This window comes from Enterovibrio qingdaonensis (genome assembly GCF_028683135.1).
Taxonomy (GTDB): domain Bacteria; phylum Pseudomonadota; class Gammaproteobacteria; order Enterobacterales; family Vibrionaceae; genus Enterovibrio; species Enterovibrio qingdaonensis.
This window is the reverse complement of the sequence record NZ_JAJUBB010000006.1, coordinates 79,101-94,326: the sequence shown is the minus strand read 5'-3', so window position 1 is coordinate 94,326 and position 15,226 is coordinate 79,101. Positions and strand designations below refer to the sequence as shown.

Below are 15,226 nucleotides of genomic sequence, written 5' to 3'. Positions count from 1 at the left end.
GACGTCGTCAGGGAAAAGACTATTGCAAGGAGGAAACAGTCAGGCGTCGACGATCCGCACCTGATGAAAACCAATGTCGAGTGCATTTTCGGTGGCCATATCGACATCGCCAAAACATTGTTCGACACCGTTTCCATCGGTTAACGGCACCAAACCACCGCGTGCATGGCGAAACTCGACAATCCACCCGTCGCTTGATAGCGATGGCTCTACAACCGCTTCAACCAGCATTTGCTGAGTGTAAAGCGAGCGCAGTTCATTCTTTGTCATTGCTTAATTCCAGTCCGTAAAAACAGAGAGTTACTCGAAGTAACCTTAATAATTGTTTGGATTAAGCTTAGACGCAGAGCCTGCAATACGCCATTTCGTATCTTATCGATTGTGAGACGCGCCCGAGGCGGCTTTGGGCACTTCATTATCGTGGTGATCACCACTGAGAAGGTGAATTAATGTCATTTTTAGGCGCATTGGAGAAACCGGTTTATGGAGCACCATATAGCCGAGTTCTCTCGCCTGATATTGCAACTCCTCACTGCGATTTGCTGTCACTATGACGGTGGGGACATGCTGCATTCGTTGCGCATTTAGCATTTGGGCGAGGGCAAGCCCTGTCAATTCAGTATCGAGATGATAATCAACAATAAGCAGCTCCACCGGATCTTTAATGGTATCTCGGCCAATTTGCAGTTCTTGCAGCGATGCCGCTGCGGTGACATCACAGCCCCAACGTTTTAAAAGCTCCTCCATCGCATGACAGATATTATGATCGTTATCGACGACCCAAATTCGTGCGCCCTGCAATACCACACCACCATCAGAAACTAACGCCTCCACACTGGGTGTGGCCACCGTTTCACGGTTGCCATAGGGAACGAGAACAGAAAACCTCGACCCTTTATCAGGCTCTGAATCAACCCAAACAGCATGCCCAAGGACGGTAGCAATTTTATCAACAATTGCTAGCCCTAAACCTAATTGCGTATGGTGATGATCATGCTCGTTGGTCAACCGCTTAAACTCTTGGAAGATTTCTTTTTTCTTGTCTTCTGGGATCCCCACTCCCGTATCCAACACTTCGATGCGCACACCATCAGTGCATCGACGGCAACCCAACAGGATTTTGCCAGAATGGGTATAGCGCAGTGCATTGGTCATTAAATTGCGAATAACGCGCGCCAACAGTTGAGAGTCGGTATACACGTACGCCGAACTTTCTACATAACGCACATCGACACGGCTTCCTTCCGCGGCGTGGATAAAATCATCGGCAATGTTGTCGAGCAACTCTCTGATCGGAAAAGACTGCTTGTCGGCTCTGACGACACCCGCATCCAACTTGGAGATTTCAACCAAGGTGGTGATCAACGACTCGACGTCCTCCAAGGAATGGGAAAGCGACGTAACCAGTTTTCTTGCAGACGGAGACATCCGATGGCTCAGCAACGAGCCAAGATATAGCTGAGCAGCGTTAAGTGGCTGCAGAAGGTCGTGGCTTATTGTCGCCAAAAACTTGGTTTTCGACAGGTTTGCACGCTCTGCCTCTTGCTTGGTTTCGAGTAACCTTTCTTGAATTATTCGCCGCTCTTCAACCTCGTCTTGGAGCTGGTCATTTAGCTCTTGAAGTTGGGCCGTACGCTCTTGTACACGCAATTCCAATGTTTGGTAGGCGCGCTCCAGTTCATCAGCATTTTGTCGACGTTCTGTAATGTCCCAATTAAGGACAAACAAGCCGGAAATCTTGCCCGACGGCGACTGGTTAGGAACATAGCTCTTCACCACATATCTCGGTCGCCCACTCGCATCAATTTCATCAATCTCAAAGACTACAGACTCACCCGACAGTGCCCTATCCACATACGGCTTCAAGGCAGCGAATTTTGACTCACTGCGAGAAAAAGAGATGTGTTTACCAACCAACTCCCCACGGGGAAAGCCGTACCATTGGTCATAAGCGCGGTTGGTAAATTGATAGCGAAGATCATCGCCAACATACGCAATCAACGCCGGGACATTATCGGTAATGAGTCGAAGCCATTGTTCCGTTTCACGAAGCTCTTTGGCATCCAGATAACGCTGTGTGATATCCGTGTATGTATTAACGTAATCCGCATCGTCCATCGCATGGCTGCGCACTTCAATCACACGTCCATCCGGCAGGGTTTGAACACGAACGCCTTCTGGGGGGAAAGTACCGCCTCGCCCAATACGCCATAAGGTCACGGGCGATTTAGCCATAAGTGCCTCAATGTTCGCACCGCTCATCTGCGCTTGCGAAAAACCAGAGATGGCGAGAAAGCGCTGGTTAAAGACTTGGATCTCCCCCGCTTTGTCCACCATCAAAACCCCTTGGGAAAGATTGTCGACCATGGCTTGCAGCAAGCGGCTTTTCTCCGCCATAGCCGCCTCAAAACGAGCAGTCTCTGCCAATTTAAGTTGGGTAATATCCGAATAGAGCATCACCAAGCCACCATCACTGGTTTCGCGCTCTTTGACCTGAAGCCAGCGATTCCCTTGTAACCTGATGGTTTGTCCGTTTCGCCGCCCTTCCATTTCTCGAACAATCAATCCGTGCTCTTTGGCCAAATCTCGAATTTTTTCGGGCGTCAGTGAAGGCGTATTGAGAGAAACAGCATTGTCCTGCCAATAGCGTTGAAAACGACTGTTCGAATACACCAGTTCGCGGTCAGGTCCGTACAAAGCAAAGCCATCTGATATGGACTCAATCGCATCAATAAAGCGTTGGTGTGCTTGTTCTGCTTGATATTTGGCGAGTGACAGTTGACGGTTGGTTGATTCGATAGACTGAAGTGCGTGATTTAACTCTTCGGTTTTATCCCGCACCTGATCAGCAAGCACGACTGAATGCTGAAAAGCCCCCCAGGCATCAACCTGCGTGCTGCTTCCCTGTTCTACACGATGAACCAGAGCATCGATCATTTTCTTTTGACGCTCGTTTTCAGCCTTAAGCTCTGCAACTTGCGCTTCCAGATCCTTGTCTTTCTCTGCCAATTCAACCCGCCTTTTTGTTCAAATAAGGTGCAGCCCAAGAACCAGAGGCTGGCGGATGTCCTATCATCACCCCAGTAAGCGTCTGGTTCATATGGATGCCATTGAGTTGCTCTCCGTAGGTATTAAAGCCAAGTAACCTAAAACGACTAAAAATAGCTTTCGCTTTATCTCGGGCCAGATTTTGTTCAATTTCCAAACGACGTAAAAAGCAATCACACCCTAAGGTGAGCTCAGGCTCACCTACACGGGAAACGATGGTCTCAAGCTTACTTTCCATGTCGGCAAAGATATCCCCCGGACGCATCGCGGTAACGACAATGCCATCATCCACCGCGCAGTAGAAATCGAGGCTCAAGTCCTCGTTCACCTTCTGAATGGATCGCACGTAGTACTGGTCGCCAATCAACGCCGCTAACGGGTGCAACGCATAAATTTCAGGTCTTAGCTCAGTTAAGTCTATGCCAATTTCTCGGGCATAAACGGCGGCAGCGGGCTCGGCATTAAATTCATAGACACGACGAGCCGTGCTATCAGCCTGAGTCACCACCAGCTTACTGTCCAAACTTTCAATATGGTGCGTCGTAAACACTTCAAACGGACAATGGGTGTTAAACATCACCACGATGGCGGAGTCGGTATGAAAAGAGCCCTTGTTGTATACATGCGTATTGGCAAGATTAACGTCGTCTCCCGCTGACCCACCAAAGTGGGGAATTCGCCCCAACGCAGTATCTAATGTCACAAGGAAGCGCTCTTCAATGGGGGATAACCCATCAATCAGCGTCAGCACAAAGGTGCCCGTGCTGATCGGGGCTTTTTGATTGTTCTGGCAAGCATCAATGAGTGACGTAATGCACAATTGGGCGGATTGGAGATCAAAGCCATCCAACGGCACGTGCATACCACTTATCTGGAAATCACGCCGAGAAAAGCCCAATGCTGAAATACTGCTTTTCGCATAACCTGCATCGGTAATTTCACCCGCGGAGGTACAGCCCATTACTTCGCAATGCGAAAAGGCCTGCTGCATTTCTTTGCCTAAGGCATTCAAGTCATAACCAGAAGAACAGAAAAACAGGACAAACCCGATTTCTTCACTATCAAGTTGCATCGCAAGCTCACGCGCTGCTTTTGTTGCATCCAACTGGTACGTTGCGGCGCTAAAAATGGCCTGATGGTGCTCACTGGAGGTTTTTGGTGCGGCCATATGCCCTCTCCCGCTCAATGAAGGTGTAAAGGTCCTTCAAATAACCCACCTTAAGTTTACTCTCTGAACGGTTGAGAAGCGCTCCTACTAAAGAAGGAAATTTACACTTTTGCAAACTCTGTAGATCAAAAGTTTCAAGAATGTGACATATAAAAGGTCACAATTGATACTGACCTCACTACACTGGTGAATAGACACCTTAGTTATGGGGTCTCCATTGAATATGACGAGATACCTTAACGGTATCAAAGACTTTCGCTTACCTCTCAGGATTGAGAGGTGGTTGTAGGGAAGAAATAAGGGATTAGACCATGCATAAGTTTCTTGTTGCTGATGATCATCCGTTGTTCAGAGATGCGTTGGTGGCTGTGATCCGCGCAAGGTTTGAGCACTGCGAGATCCTCCAGTCCGAAGACATTGAAAGAACACTCGACACCGTCAAAGATCACCCCGATCTTGATCTGGTTTTGCTCGATCTCAATATGCCTGGTATGGCGGGACTTAAAGGCCTTTTAGAACTTAGAAACCAATACCCTACCATTCCTGTTGCCATCATCTCTGCCGAGACAAATAAACAGATCATTCTTCAAACCATCGCATACGGTGCTGTCGGGTTTATCGCCAAAAGTGCCCCTAAAGAAAAAATGCGAGAAGCCTTTGAGCAGATCTTGGATGGGCACGTTTATCTGCCTGCTGACATCATTCGCGCAGAAAGCGATCAAAGTGGCGTGCACCGAAGAGATGACCCTCAGTTTTCCCCCGAAATGCTCCATACACTCACTCGTCGCCAACTGTTGGTGTTGAAATCCATGGCGCAAGGAGCTGCAAACAAACAGATCGCTTATGACCTAAATATTTCGGAAACCACGGTAAAAAGCCATGTGTCTGCCATTTTGAAAAAACTGGGTGTACATAACCGGATACAAGCGGTGGTAGGCGTAACAAATATCGACTTTGACCGTTATTTAAAGCGTTAAATTACAGAGTATTAGTGCACGGTAGGGTGCTTCAATGCCGACAGCACTGTGGTCGCCAATTGAGACAGGGTTTGGATATTGATAGAGGCAAAATCGACGGCCACTGACTGACCCACCATACCGAGTAAGGCGCGATGAAAACGTGCCTGTGATTTGTTATAGCGTGCCGACACTAACCCCAGCCCACCTCGACAAGCCCTTTCAAAGCACTCTTTATCAATCGGGCTGGCAAGCTCCTCAAACGCTTTTAGCAGCGCAATAAAGCTAACACTGGGATCACTGTCCGAGACGGTGTCGAAAGTCAGTTCATAGTTCATCAGATCCAGATTCACCCCAAAGCTATAACAGCGCCCACCCAGCCGTCTTTTTTTCACTAACGACGTCGCCATAACCGCCTGCCCCAGCACTGCAATCGCTCCCGCATCGATATGGTGTGGAAAAGAGAGCGTCACATGCATTGCATTGTCATCATCCTTATGGCTCGCCATGATGGCACCCGTGCGAAACACGGGATCACTTTTCACACAGGTAAATGTCAGCCCGTTCGACGTGTGCGCCCATTCGCCATCAATGGCACTGATCTCGGTGTCACTCAAGGTGTTATGCCAAAAATCACGTAATGCTTTCACATCGGATTCTGGAAGATCAACGGTATAGCCCAACACCAACGCATTGGCACACTGCCATTCTCCCATCGAACCCAGCATGGGTTTACTCTGCATCCACGCCCATCGTAACGTGCGTTGCTGACTGAGAACCAACCATTGCCTTAAACTTGCCCGCGTCTCTTCATCACGCATATTACATCGACAGAGGATCGACATTCTCCGCAGTGAGGGGCAAGGTGAAAGCCACTCTCCATTCGATGTATTTTCACGGCGTACAGGCAGGTTAAGCAGATCATTCGCGTCGTCACTTTTTAAAAATGCCGGCGCAAAAGGCGTTATCGAAAAGTCGTGATACAAACGTTGAAGCCCGTCCCCCCAACGACAGACCATGTCCCTACCTTGCTGAATACAAAAATAGCCAGATTGCCAAATCGCCCGTTTTGACGGTGTCCGACGATGCACATCGTCCACAAAAAGCGTTAGCCTTTCGATGTCCGTCACGTCAGACACGGCAAATCGTAACGCTGGCTCAGGTTGAAAGTCACTCATTAACGGAAGCAACGTTGCCCCGAGTGTCTGCAGTTTCTGTTGGGTGCGAAATGTGCTCAGCGAAGGATGCAAGATAGCCGCCCACTGAGGTGTGTATGACAGGGTGTGAATCCTTAACGGAGGACCATCCTGATAGTCGCTTTGCAGTGAGAAATCCGACGGGGGAACTGGCATCGGACCGCCTAAACCATCCAATGCTTTAGAAAGTTGCTGCCAAAGTGCCACCATGGGCCATGAACCTGCCGTCAGTATCATTGAAAACTCAGGGCGGTAATGTGCTTGGTGGTAACGCCTAAGTGTCACTATGTCTAGATCTTCCAAGGTATCTGGCATACCACCAAAAAGCGGTGCACGAGGCGAACTGCATTGCGCTCTCGCGATGGAATCTCGAAATGTGGGGTTACGAATATAGGCTTCAAGTTCACGATACAATGCCCCATCAAAGTCACAGCCTTGCTCGCGAATAATTTCCTCCTCAAAATCTTCATCAGCTAACTGAGGGGAGAACACACTATCTGCGAAAAACCCTACCGCTCGCAATGCTGACGACGGATCGTAACCGGTCAAATGAAAACGCGTGCTTTGTATTTGTGTTGTCGCATTGAACTCAAGCAGGGCAAGCTCTGCCCTCAAAGAGAGAAAGGTTTCAGGATCGGGATAACGCATCGACCCTCGCAGAACCATATGTTCGAGTGCGTGAGTGACACCGCTGTCATCCTCGACAGGTGTAGGAATGATAATAGAAGCGCTTAAACGATCTTCATCTGACGCGGCATGATGCCAATGCAGCATGCCACTTGTGTGTCGATAGCCTACCCACCCCGTTTCCAACTGTTGTTGATCTGGGGGTAACAAAAACCAATCCGGCGCAGCAGGATGCGGTTTCGCCATTCAGCTCCCTCACGGTTTGACGGACAAAATCAATTGGCTATTTTTGATGGTTCTCGAAAGTGCGGTTGAATGGCAGCCTTGGTTTGCTTTCTCCACGGCTTTTTCAATCACACCATGATGCGACGACTTACTGCAAACGGGATCGGCATTCGCCGCGTCGCCAGTAAGCAGCAATGCCTGACACCGACAACCACCAAAATCTTGTTCTTTCTCATTACAGCTTCGGCAAGGTTCAGGCATCCAGTCAAATCCGCGGAAGTGATTAAAGCTCTCCGAGTTATACCAAATGTCAGAAATGTCGTGTTCTTTCACATTTGGGTGAGGTAAATCAAGCAATGCGGCACTGTGGCAAGGCAGTGCTTTTCCATCCGGCGCGATGTTGATGAAAATCGCGCCCCAGCCACTCATGCACGGCTTTGGGCGCTCCTCGTAATAATCTGGGGTGACAAAGATAAATTTAGGCCCCTTACCCTGCTGGCGATCACGTATCGCATTGACACGGTTTTCAGCACGTTCTATTTGTTCTCGAGAAGGCAATAACGCATCCCTGTTGTGCAATGCCCACCCGTAATACTGCGAGGTCGCCAGTTCGACAAAATCCGCATCGAGTTCGATAGCCAGTTCCATGATAGCTTCAATGGATTCGATATTTTGCCGAGTGATCACGGCATTCATCACCATGGGGAAACCATGATCTTTCACCGCCTTGAACATCGCTTTTTTGTGCTGGAAGGCATTGCGTTTCCCTGCAATGGCATCATTAAGATCAGGATCGGCCGATTGAAAGCTGATCTGGATATGATCCAGCCCCGCCAGTTTTAACGCTTCAATCCGTTTTTCATTTAACCCGACCGAAGACGTAATGAGATTCGTGTAGAAACCCAGTTGGTGTGCATGGGCGACAAGCTCTTCAAGATCTTTACGAAGTAATGGCTCACCACCAGAAAAACCGAGCTGAACCGCCCCTAACTCTCGCCCCTGTTCAAGCACTCGCTTCCACTCTTGCGTAGAAAGCTCGTCTTCAGGCTCACCAAGGTTGATCGGGTTAGAGCAATACGCGCAATGCAGCGGGCAGCGATATGTCAGCTCCGCCAACAACCACAGCGGCGGGCTAATTGCTTTCGAGCCATTTTTTGTCACAGGCCACCTCCACAAATTCGCGCACATCATCGGCAAGATCGACGCCCGGGAATTTGGCTTCTAACCGCGCAATTACTGCCTGAACCGAGCTTGGCTCCTCAAATTGCTGGAGAATTTCAGCGGCACTGTCACTGAGCTTTACCATCCCCTCAGGAAAGAGCAGCACATGGCAGTCTTGCGCCTTTTCGAACTGCAGGCGAAACAGCGGATTTCGCGTCAAAATAGAATGCTCCATCGTATTCCTCCTTATCGGTCCAGCGCATGGTGCCAAACTGGCTCTTCGGTGATCCCCACATAGGGCGGACGCTCAAACTCATAAGCCATACTGATGGCATCGAGCAGTGACCACAAAATGTCGAGCTTAAATTGAAGTATATTCAACGCATGCTCTTGCTGCTCAAAGGTTTTGAAGTGATCCAGAGTAATTGACAGCCCATGTTGCACATCGCGCCGCGCTTGGCTTAAACGCTGACGGAAGTAAGTCAATCCTTCAGGATCAATCCAACTGTAATGCGTTGGCCACGAATCAAGACGAGATTGGTGGATCTCGGGCGCAAACAATTCAGTCAATGACGAACAGGCAGCCTCCTGCCACGTCGCGCGCCGCGCAAAGCTCACGTACGCATCCACCGCAAAGCGCACGCCGGGTAACACCCACTTTTCGTCAATGACCTCTTGCCTATCGAGGCCAACGGCTTCCGCTAACCTCAGCCAAGCTTCAATGCCGCCCCATTTGCAGTCGAGTGACTTGTGCCCGTCGTGATCGAGGATGCGTTGAACCCATTCACGGCGAATGTCAGGGTCACGGCAATTGGCCATAATCGCCGCATCTTTAACAGGGATTGAGGTTTGATAGTAGAAACGATTCGCCACCCACATACGGATTTGCGTTTTAGTGCATTTCCCGCTGTACATGGCTTTGTGAAAAGGATGATGAATATGGTAGTACTGCCCTTTTTCCAACAACTTATGCTGGAATTCTTCTCTACTCATTGCTTTGCTCATCACCCCTCCTAAATATGAATTTCCATGCCATCAAACGCCACTTCAACGCCTGCATCCAGCACCGCTTTATGCTGCGGGGAGTCAGGGTCGAGAATGGGATTGGTGTTATTGATATGTATGAGTACTTTTCGCGGTTTATTGAATTGGGAAAGCAGAGCCAGCATGCCATCGTCGCCAGAGACAGACAGGTGCCCCATCTCACTCCCTAGAGATGTTCCCAGCCCCTCTCGGATCATTTCATCGTCCGTCCAGAGTGTGCCATCCATCATCACGCAATCCGCCTTGCCCATGGCACTTAACACAGCGGGAGCGGGAGCTGCCAATCCTGGCGCATAAAATAGCGATGCGCCTGTGCGAGTATCTAAAATCTGCAAGCCAATGTTGTCGCCCGGACGCGGACGATCGCGATAAGGTGAAAATGGCGGTGCATTAGACTCAAGCACGATGGGCACAAAGCGTAGTGACGGCACGCTTGGAATTTGCCACCCTTCTGCGGAAGAAGGATCGACCGTAGTTGTGCGATAACCACCTTGCCAATGCGTCATCATTGAGAGAATGGGATAGCTGGAACTCAACTCATCGGCGACTTCTTTAGTGCAATACAAATCAAGCGGCAAACCTTCACGCAAGATCAGAAGGCCCGTGGTGTGATCGATTTGTGCATCGGTAACGATCACTGCACGAACGCCCGATCCTCTGGCCCCATCAGCTTTGGCGAGTTGCGGTGACGCGTTGATTTGTTGGCGAATGTCCGGCGAAGCGTTAATGATGACCCAGTTGTCGCCATCGTCGCTAACGGCAATAGAGGATTGTGTTCGCGGTTGTGCCCGACTGGTTCCCTGTCGGACGGACTGACACATACGGCAGTGGCAATTCCATTGCGGAAACCCACCACCTGCGGCTGAACCTAGTACAACAATCTGCATCGATTACTCCCTTCAACGCGCTGCCCCATTCGTTTTATTAAGCATAAGAAATATTTTGAAAAAGAAAGGTTTTGAATAAGAAATAAAAAACGGGATGAGTCCGGGGCTGGCCTCATCCCGATCGTGCAAACTTAGCGGTTACTGATGTACAGAGTAACTTCGAAGCCAAGTCTCAGTTCGGTGTAGCTCGGTTTTTTCCACATAGAATTCACTCCTTTGTATCCAGATACAACAAGGCAAATATTGCCTCTTACATAGACTAGCCTCGACTGAAAAACTACCAATCCTACTTTGTGATGATTTCCCTTTTCTAAGACACTTTTACTGGCAAAAGTCTTTTGAAAAACTCGGGCTAACCGGTCACATCCACCGTTTTTATCTTCGACACACTGCGGTTTCTTTTTCCATAACGCTCTGCCACACAACGGTTTTTATCGGTAATAATGACAGCACACTCCATACATTGAATGCACTCGTTGTAATCAATCTCCCCACTTTTGGCGATCGCATGAATACCGCAGCTCTTTTCACATAACCGACACGGACTGCCGCACTCCTTTCGCCTTGTCAGCCAGCTAAAGAGTCGAAAACGCCCTAACACCGCTAGCCCCGCACCAAGGGGGCATAAGTAGCGACAATAGGCTTTGTGTACACGCGCACTGAGCACCAGAAGCAGCACGGCATAAGCGACAAAGGGAATGCTTCGGTCAAAAACCAAGGTCACTGCGGTTTTAAAGGGCTCAACTTCCGCCATGGTTTCCGCCAAAGAAAGGCTATAAAACGCGGTACTGACCAGCACCAATAAGATCACATATTTGAGGTAAATCAGTCGACTGTGTAACGTCTCATTGATTTGCCATTGCCGTATTCGCAGCTTCTCTGCAAGCACGGCCACCGCTTCTTGCATCGCACCAAACGGGCACAGCCAGCCGCAGAAAAGTCCCCGTCCCCACAAAAACAAACTGACGAAGACATAGATCCAAAGCACAAACAAAATCGGATCAAGCAGGAAGACGGTAATATCAAACCCCTGCCAGAGCGACAGCAGAAAGGTGTAAATATTAACGACAGAAAGCTGCCCCTGTGCGTAGAAACCAATAAACAGCACCACAAATGCCAGTGCACCCCAGCGCACAGGATGAAGGTAGTGGCCATAAGCCGAAAGACGATGCTGAAAGGTGAAAATCGCAGTTAATGCCAATAGGTAGACACCTAAAATGGCGATCTCCAACTGCCTATCAATCCAAAGCCGTTGCCACAAAGGCAAAGGAGGTTTCGGAGGCTCCACTGCGACCAACAAGTGCTCGGGCAACACATATTGTGTGGCCGCTTCCACAGATTCAAATTCAAGGAAATTCTTCTTCAACTGAACCCGCATTCCCACCGTGATGGGCTCTGCGGGATCAAAACCACTTTGGTCTGAAAATGTAAAAATATAAACCTGATCAAAATCAAGCAGCGGCGAGGCAAAGGAAGGCGGTGCAATGTGGAAGAGATCCGAGTCTCGAAGCACCAGTGGACTTCCATCTTGCATCAAAGAAAATCGCGCAGGTGTCGAGCCTCGTACAAAGTCGTCCGCCACCAACTGATAGCCACCGCTCGACCCAACCAGCACTGCTATATCCCCGGGAGCCAAAGCCTCCATGATGCGAAGATACTCAGCTTCTCCCAATACATTCACGCCAATGGTGGGAGAGTTCAAAACAGCAACAGAGAGATCGATAAACGGCCAATCGTTGTTTTCGTCATCTCGTGCATCTCGCAGTAAATTAAGATCTCTGTCGAACAGTATCGCGGCCTGTTCATCGCTCAATGTCCATTGCAGAAGAGCACCATCAAGAAGAAGTTCATTCAGCGTTTTTTGCGTATACAACTCTGTATTGAGCCGCGCCTTGGTGGCTGAGCCAAACCCAGTCAACCGCGTTTGGGCAACCTTTCTCGCCGCAGAGAGAATAGTGTCATGCACCACCAATACCGACACGGTCGCCTTTGTCACGCCGTCAAAATAAGTAACCTTATCGCTGGCAATTCGCTGCTGGTTGCTACCAACAAAGACCTGCTGCTTCAGCGATAACCCTTGGTATTGGTCGATAAAATCCGTTAACGCTCCTTCGCCCAACCCATGTAGAAAAATCGGTTCATGGTGGCGAAGCACTGCCAACCCTACAATGCGCCCTTCGGTATCCAGCCCCACTCTCAAGTTAATGGTTTCACCTGAAAAGCCCGGAAAGTCAGTAAGATCGTCGGTTTCAAACACGTAACCAATCGGTTGGTCGAGTTGGTAGACTTCCGTAATGGGCAGATGATCGGACGACGCTTTCATACGTGTGGCACTGGGGAAAAGAGACTCCGCCTCTTCTGAGAGTTCTAGCCACTCAGCAGACACAAAAAACGGCAATAGCATGAGGAGAATCCAAAGTAACCAGGTACTACGCCACTGCATGACAACCCCGCACAAAAGAAGGCAAATAAAAAAGCGGGGCAAGCGCCCCGCAATATGTCTGCCTCCGACAGCGTCGGGAGTATCACGCTGTCGTCAAACAGACGGACAAGGACAAAGAACTAGAAGAATCCGAGTGGGTTGATGTCGTAGCTCACCAGCAGGTTCTTGGTTTGCTGATAGTGATCCAACATCATCTTGTGGGTTTCACGTCCGATACCTGATTTCTTGTAACCACCGAACGCAGCATGCGCAGGGTACAAGTGGTAACAGTTAGTCCAGACACGACCCGCCTGAATAGCGCGCCCCATGCGATAAGCGCGGTTCATATCACGCGTCCAAACGCCGGCACCCAAGCCATATTCTGTGTCGTTAGCAATGGCTAAAGCTTCCGCTTCATCTTTGAAAGTCACCACGCTCACGACGGGACCAAAGATTTCTTCTTGGAAGACGCGCATATGGTTTTCGCCTTTCAAGATGGTTGGTTGTACATAGTAACCACCACCAAAGTCCGCAGCTTGACCACCCACTAACACCTCGGCACCTTCTGCGCGACCAATGTCGAGATAGCCCATGATTTTGTCAAACTGCTCATCAGACGCCTGTGCACCCACTTGGGTTTCCGTGTCGAGCGGGTTGCCATGCTTGATCGCGTTCGCGCGCTCAATGACACGAGCGATGAACTCGTCATAGATGCTTTCTTGCACCAATAGACGAGATGGGCACGTACACACTTCACCTTGGTTAAAGAAGGCCAGCACACAGCCTTCGACCGCTTTGCTGATGAATTCTTCTTCCTGATCCATCACATCTTCGAAATAGATGTTTGGTGATTTACCGCCCAACTCGACGGTAGAAGGGATAAGGTTGTCAGCAGCGCAACGCAGAACATGGTTACCGATAGCCGTAGAGCCTGTGAAGGCAATCTTCGCTATGCGGTTTGACGTTGCCAGTGCCTGACCGGCTTCTGGTCCCATGCCGTTGACGACATTAAGCACACCCGGCGGCAGCAGATCGCCCACAATTTCCATCAACAGCAAGATAGTCGTTGGAGTTTGCTCGGCGGGTTTTAAGACGATGCAGTTACCGGCTGCCAGAGCAGGTGCAATTTTCCACGCCGCCATTAACAGCGGGAAGTTCCACGGGATTATTTGTCCAACGACACCGAGGGGCTCGTGAATGTGGTAGGCCACGGTATTGGCATCGATTTCAGCCGTAGAGCCCTCTTGTGCCCTAATCGCCCCTGCAAAGTAGCGGAAGTGATCGACACAAAGCGGGATGTCAGCGGCGAGGGTTTCGCGCACAGCCTTGCCGTTTTCCCACGTTTCAGCAACTGCGAGGTATTCAAGATTGGCTTCGATACGGTCAGCGATTTTAAGCAAGATGTTGGAACGTTCAGTAGCCGATGTAGCCCCCCAAGCGGCTTTTGCTTGGTGAGCGGCGTCGAGAGCAAGTTCAATGTCTTCAGCACTGGAACGTGGGATCTCTGCGATCGGATCGCCTGTACAAGGCGATGTATCGGTGAAGTATTGTCCTTTGATTGGTGACACCCAATCCCCGCCGATGTAATTGCCATAACGCGCCTTAAAATTAACGACAGCTCCGTCGGTATTCGGTTTTGCGTAAATCATTGTCCACCTCTGTATGTTGGCGTTGTACCTTGTTTCTTCCCTGAAGTGCCCACCCTTAGAGGACAACGTCAGGCGCTTAACATAAAGAGTATGGAGAGTTTGCCATTCTCACCATCGCCCCTTGGTCGACAAAATCTCATACTTTCGATGGAGTTTTTTTTCGCCAAGGGAGTTACTGACAAAATTATTGATATATAAGGCATTTCACCAGTCAAATCGCCATTGTGTGGAGAGACCGGGAACCGGAACAGAACCAACGACTTGCTTCTTTTGTGCTCGCAGGTCAAGCCAATGCGTCCAGATAGCTTCAACTGTCCATGCTTCCTGCAACCTGTCTTCCAGTATGAAGGTATCTCCCGCGCTTACGTGTCCTGTTTCCAACACACGGTAATACCAACCCGTTTTCATCAAGGAAACCAACAAGGCCATGACATGGCTGTTGCCGACATGCTGATTGAGTTTCCAACATGGCATACGAGGCTGACTAACCTGAAGCAACGCGGATCCAACGCGATAGCAATCGCCAATGTAGACCGTGTTATCTGTCATTCCTGATGAGGAGAGGTTCTCACCAACACACGGTGATGAAAAACGGTCGGCAAGGTGTGGAAAGGCTTCAGCCAACGTCGTGTAGGTTTCAAATGGGAACTGGTAGACGGCTTTATCCAGCCCTCCATGGACACGACTGTCGACTTGAAAGTCGCCTTCAAGCCCCATTTCAGTGACCTGAATCTTGCCTTCAATGGGCTGTTTTACTATGCCTGTCGAGACAGCCCGAGGGCCAATGACAGACGGTGTCGCAATGCATACGGTTTTCAGTCGTGGCGAATCAGACATGGTGTA

Annotated in this window: 13 protein-coding genes; 1 reads left to right on the top strand and 12 read right to left on the bottom strand. The window is 49.7% G+C overall.

Going from position 1 to position 15,226, the window contains the following annotated elements; all coding sequences use genetic code 11:
- Positions 1-39: 39 nt before the first annotated feature.
- From LRP49_RS10295 to nosP, 3 genes are all read right to left on the bottom strand, one after another.
- On the bottom strand, positions 40-270 hold the full coding sequence (locus LRP49_RS10295) for a thymidylate kinase (protein ID WP_274142027.1): 231 nt from the start codon (positions 268-270) through the stop codon (positions 40-42).
- 102 nt (positions 271-372) lie between these two features.
- Complete coding sequence (locus tag LRP49_RS10290; protein WP_274142026.1) at positions 373-3,009, bottom strand: NahK/ErcS family hybrid sensor histidine kinase/response regulator; 2,637 nt, start codon at positions 3,007-3,009, stop codon at positions 373-375.
- A gap of 1 nt (position 3,010) precedes the next feature.
- Positions 3,011-4,216 (bottom strand): nitric oxide-sensing protein NosP, encoded by a 1,206-nt coding sequence (nosP, locus tag LRP49_RS10285; protein ID WP_274142025.1) that lies wholly within the window; start codon positions 4,214-4,216, stop codon positions 3,011-3,013.
- Positions 4,217-4,527: 311 nt separating this feature from the next.
- On the opposite strand from nosP, the gene LRP49_RS10280 reads away from it, so the two are divergent.
- Positions 4,528-5,193 carry a response regulator gene (locus tag LRP49_RS10280; RefSeq protein ID WP_274142024.1) on the top strand — a complete coding sequence of 222 codons (666 nt, stop codon included), beginning with the start codon at positions 4,528-4,530 and terminating at the stop codon, positions 5,191-5,193.
- Positions 5,194-5,204: 11 nt separating this feature from the next.
- Here the strand turns inward: LRP49_RS10280 and LRP49_RS10275 are convergent, their stop codons facing one another.
- The 9 genes from LRP49_RS10275 to LRP49_RS10235 form a co-directional block, all read right to left on the bottom strand.
- Positions 5,205-7,241 carry an insulinase family protein gene (locus LRP49_RS10275; RefSeq protein WP_274142023.1) on the bottom strand — a complete coding sequence of 679 codons (2,037 nt, stop codon included), beginning with the start codon at positions 7,239-7,241 and terminating at the stop codon, positions 5,205-5,207.
- 9 nt (positions 7,242-7,250) lie between these two features.
- Positions 7,251-8,381 (bottom strand): pyrroloquinoline quinone biosynthesis protein PqqE, encoded by a 1,131-nt coding sequence (gene pqqE / locus LRP49_RS10270; protein ID WP_274142022.1) that lies wholly within the window; start codon positions 8,379-8,381, stop codon positions 7,251-7,253.
- Positions 8,353-8,616 carry a pyrroloquinoline quinone biosynthesis peptide chaperone PqqD gene (gene pqqD / locus LRP49_RS10265; protein ID WP_274142021.1) on the bottom strand — a complete coding sequence of 88 codons (264 nt, stop codon included), beginning with the start codon at positions 8,614-8,616 and terminating at the stop codon, positions 8,353-8,355. Before pqqD ends, pqqE begins: the two co-directional genes overlap by 29 nt.
- 11 nt (positions 8,617-8,627) lie before the next feature.
- A complete protein-coding gene (gene pqqC, locus LRP49_RS10260; RefSeq protein ID WP_274142020.1) occupies positions 8,628-9,386 on the bottom strand; it encodes a pyrroloquinoline-quinone synthase PqqC in 759 nt (252 codons plus the stop codon).
- An 8-nt stretch (positions 9,387-9,394) separates the two neighbouring features.
- Entirely contained in the window at positions 9,395-10,312 is a 918-nt protein-coding gene (pqqB, locus tag LRP49_RS10255) for a pyrroloquinoline quinone biosynthesis protein PqqB (protein WP_274142019.1), read from the bottom strand.
- A 131-nt stretch (positions 10,313-10,443) separates the two neighbouring features.
- A complete protein-coding gene (gene pqqA / locus LRP49_RS10250; protein WP_081796241.1) occupies positions 10,444-10,515 on the bottom strand; it encodes a pyrroloquinoline quinone precursor peptide PqqA in 72 nt (23 codons plus the stop codon).
- A 149-nt stretch (positions 10,516-10,664) separates the two neighbouring features.
- On the bottom strand, positions 10,665-12,755 hold the full coding sequence (locus tag LRP49_RS10245; RefSeq protein WP_274142018.1) for a NosR/NirI family protein: 2,091 nt from the start codon (positions 12,753-12,755) through the stop codon (positions 10,665-10,667).
- 119 nt (positions 12,756-12,874) lie between these two features.
- The gene (gene exaC / locus LRP49_RS10240) at positions 12,875-14,383 is read right to left on the bottom strand and encodes an acetaldehyde dehydrogenase ExaC (RefSeq protein WP_274142017.1); all 1,509 of its coding nucleotides are present in this window, start codon (positions 14,381-14,383) and stop codon (positions 12,875-12,877) included.
- A gap of 204 nt (positions 14,384-14,587) precedes the next feature.
- A complete protein-coding gene (locus LRP49_RS10235; protein ID WP_274142016.1) occupies positions 14,588-15,220 on the bottom strand; it encodes an MOSC domain-containing protein in 633 nt (210 codons plus the stop codon).
- Positions 15,221-15,226 lie beyond the last annotated feature (6 nt).

Coding starts and splice junctions, on each gene's coding strand:
- LRP49_RS10295 (WP_274142027.1), bottom strand. CDS start 270: ATGACAAAGAATGAACTGCGCTCGCTTTACACTCAGCAAATGCTGGTT.
- nosP (WP_274142025.1), bottom strand. CDS start 4,216: ATGGCCGCACCAAAAACCTCCAGTGAGCACCATCAGGCCATTTTTAGC.
- LRP49_RS10280 (WP_274142024.1), top strand. CDS start 4,528: ATGCATAAGTTTCTTGTTGCTGATGATCATCCGTTGTTCAGAGATGCG.
- LRP49_RS10275 (WP_274142023.1), bottom strand. CDS start 7,241: ATGGCGAAACCGCATCCTGCTGCGCCGGATTGGTTTTTGTTACCCCCA.
- pqqD (WP_274142021.1), bottom strand. CDS start 8,616: ATGGAGCATTCTATTTTGACGCGAAATCCGCTGTTTCGCCTGCAGTTC.
- pqqC (WP_274142020.1), bottom strand. CDS start 9,386: ATGAGCAAAGCAATGAGTAGAGAAGAATTCCAGCATAAGTTGTTGGAA.
- pqqB (WP_274142019.1), bottom strand. CDS start 10,312: ATGCAGATTGTTGTACTAGGTTCAGCCGCAGGTGGTGGGTTTCCGCAA.
- LRP49_RS10245 (WP_274142018.1), bottom strand. CDS start 12,755: ATGCAGTGGCGTAGTACCTGGTTACTTTGGATTCTCCTCATGCTATTG.
- exaC (WP_274142017.1), bottom strand. CDS start 14,383: ATGATTTACGCAAAACCGAATACCGACGGAGCTGTCGTTAATTTTAAG.
- LRP49_RS10235 (WP_274142016.1), bottom strand. CDS start 15,220: ATGTCTGATTCGCCACGACTGAAAACCGTATGCATTGCGACACCGTCT.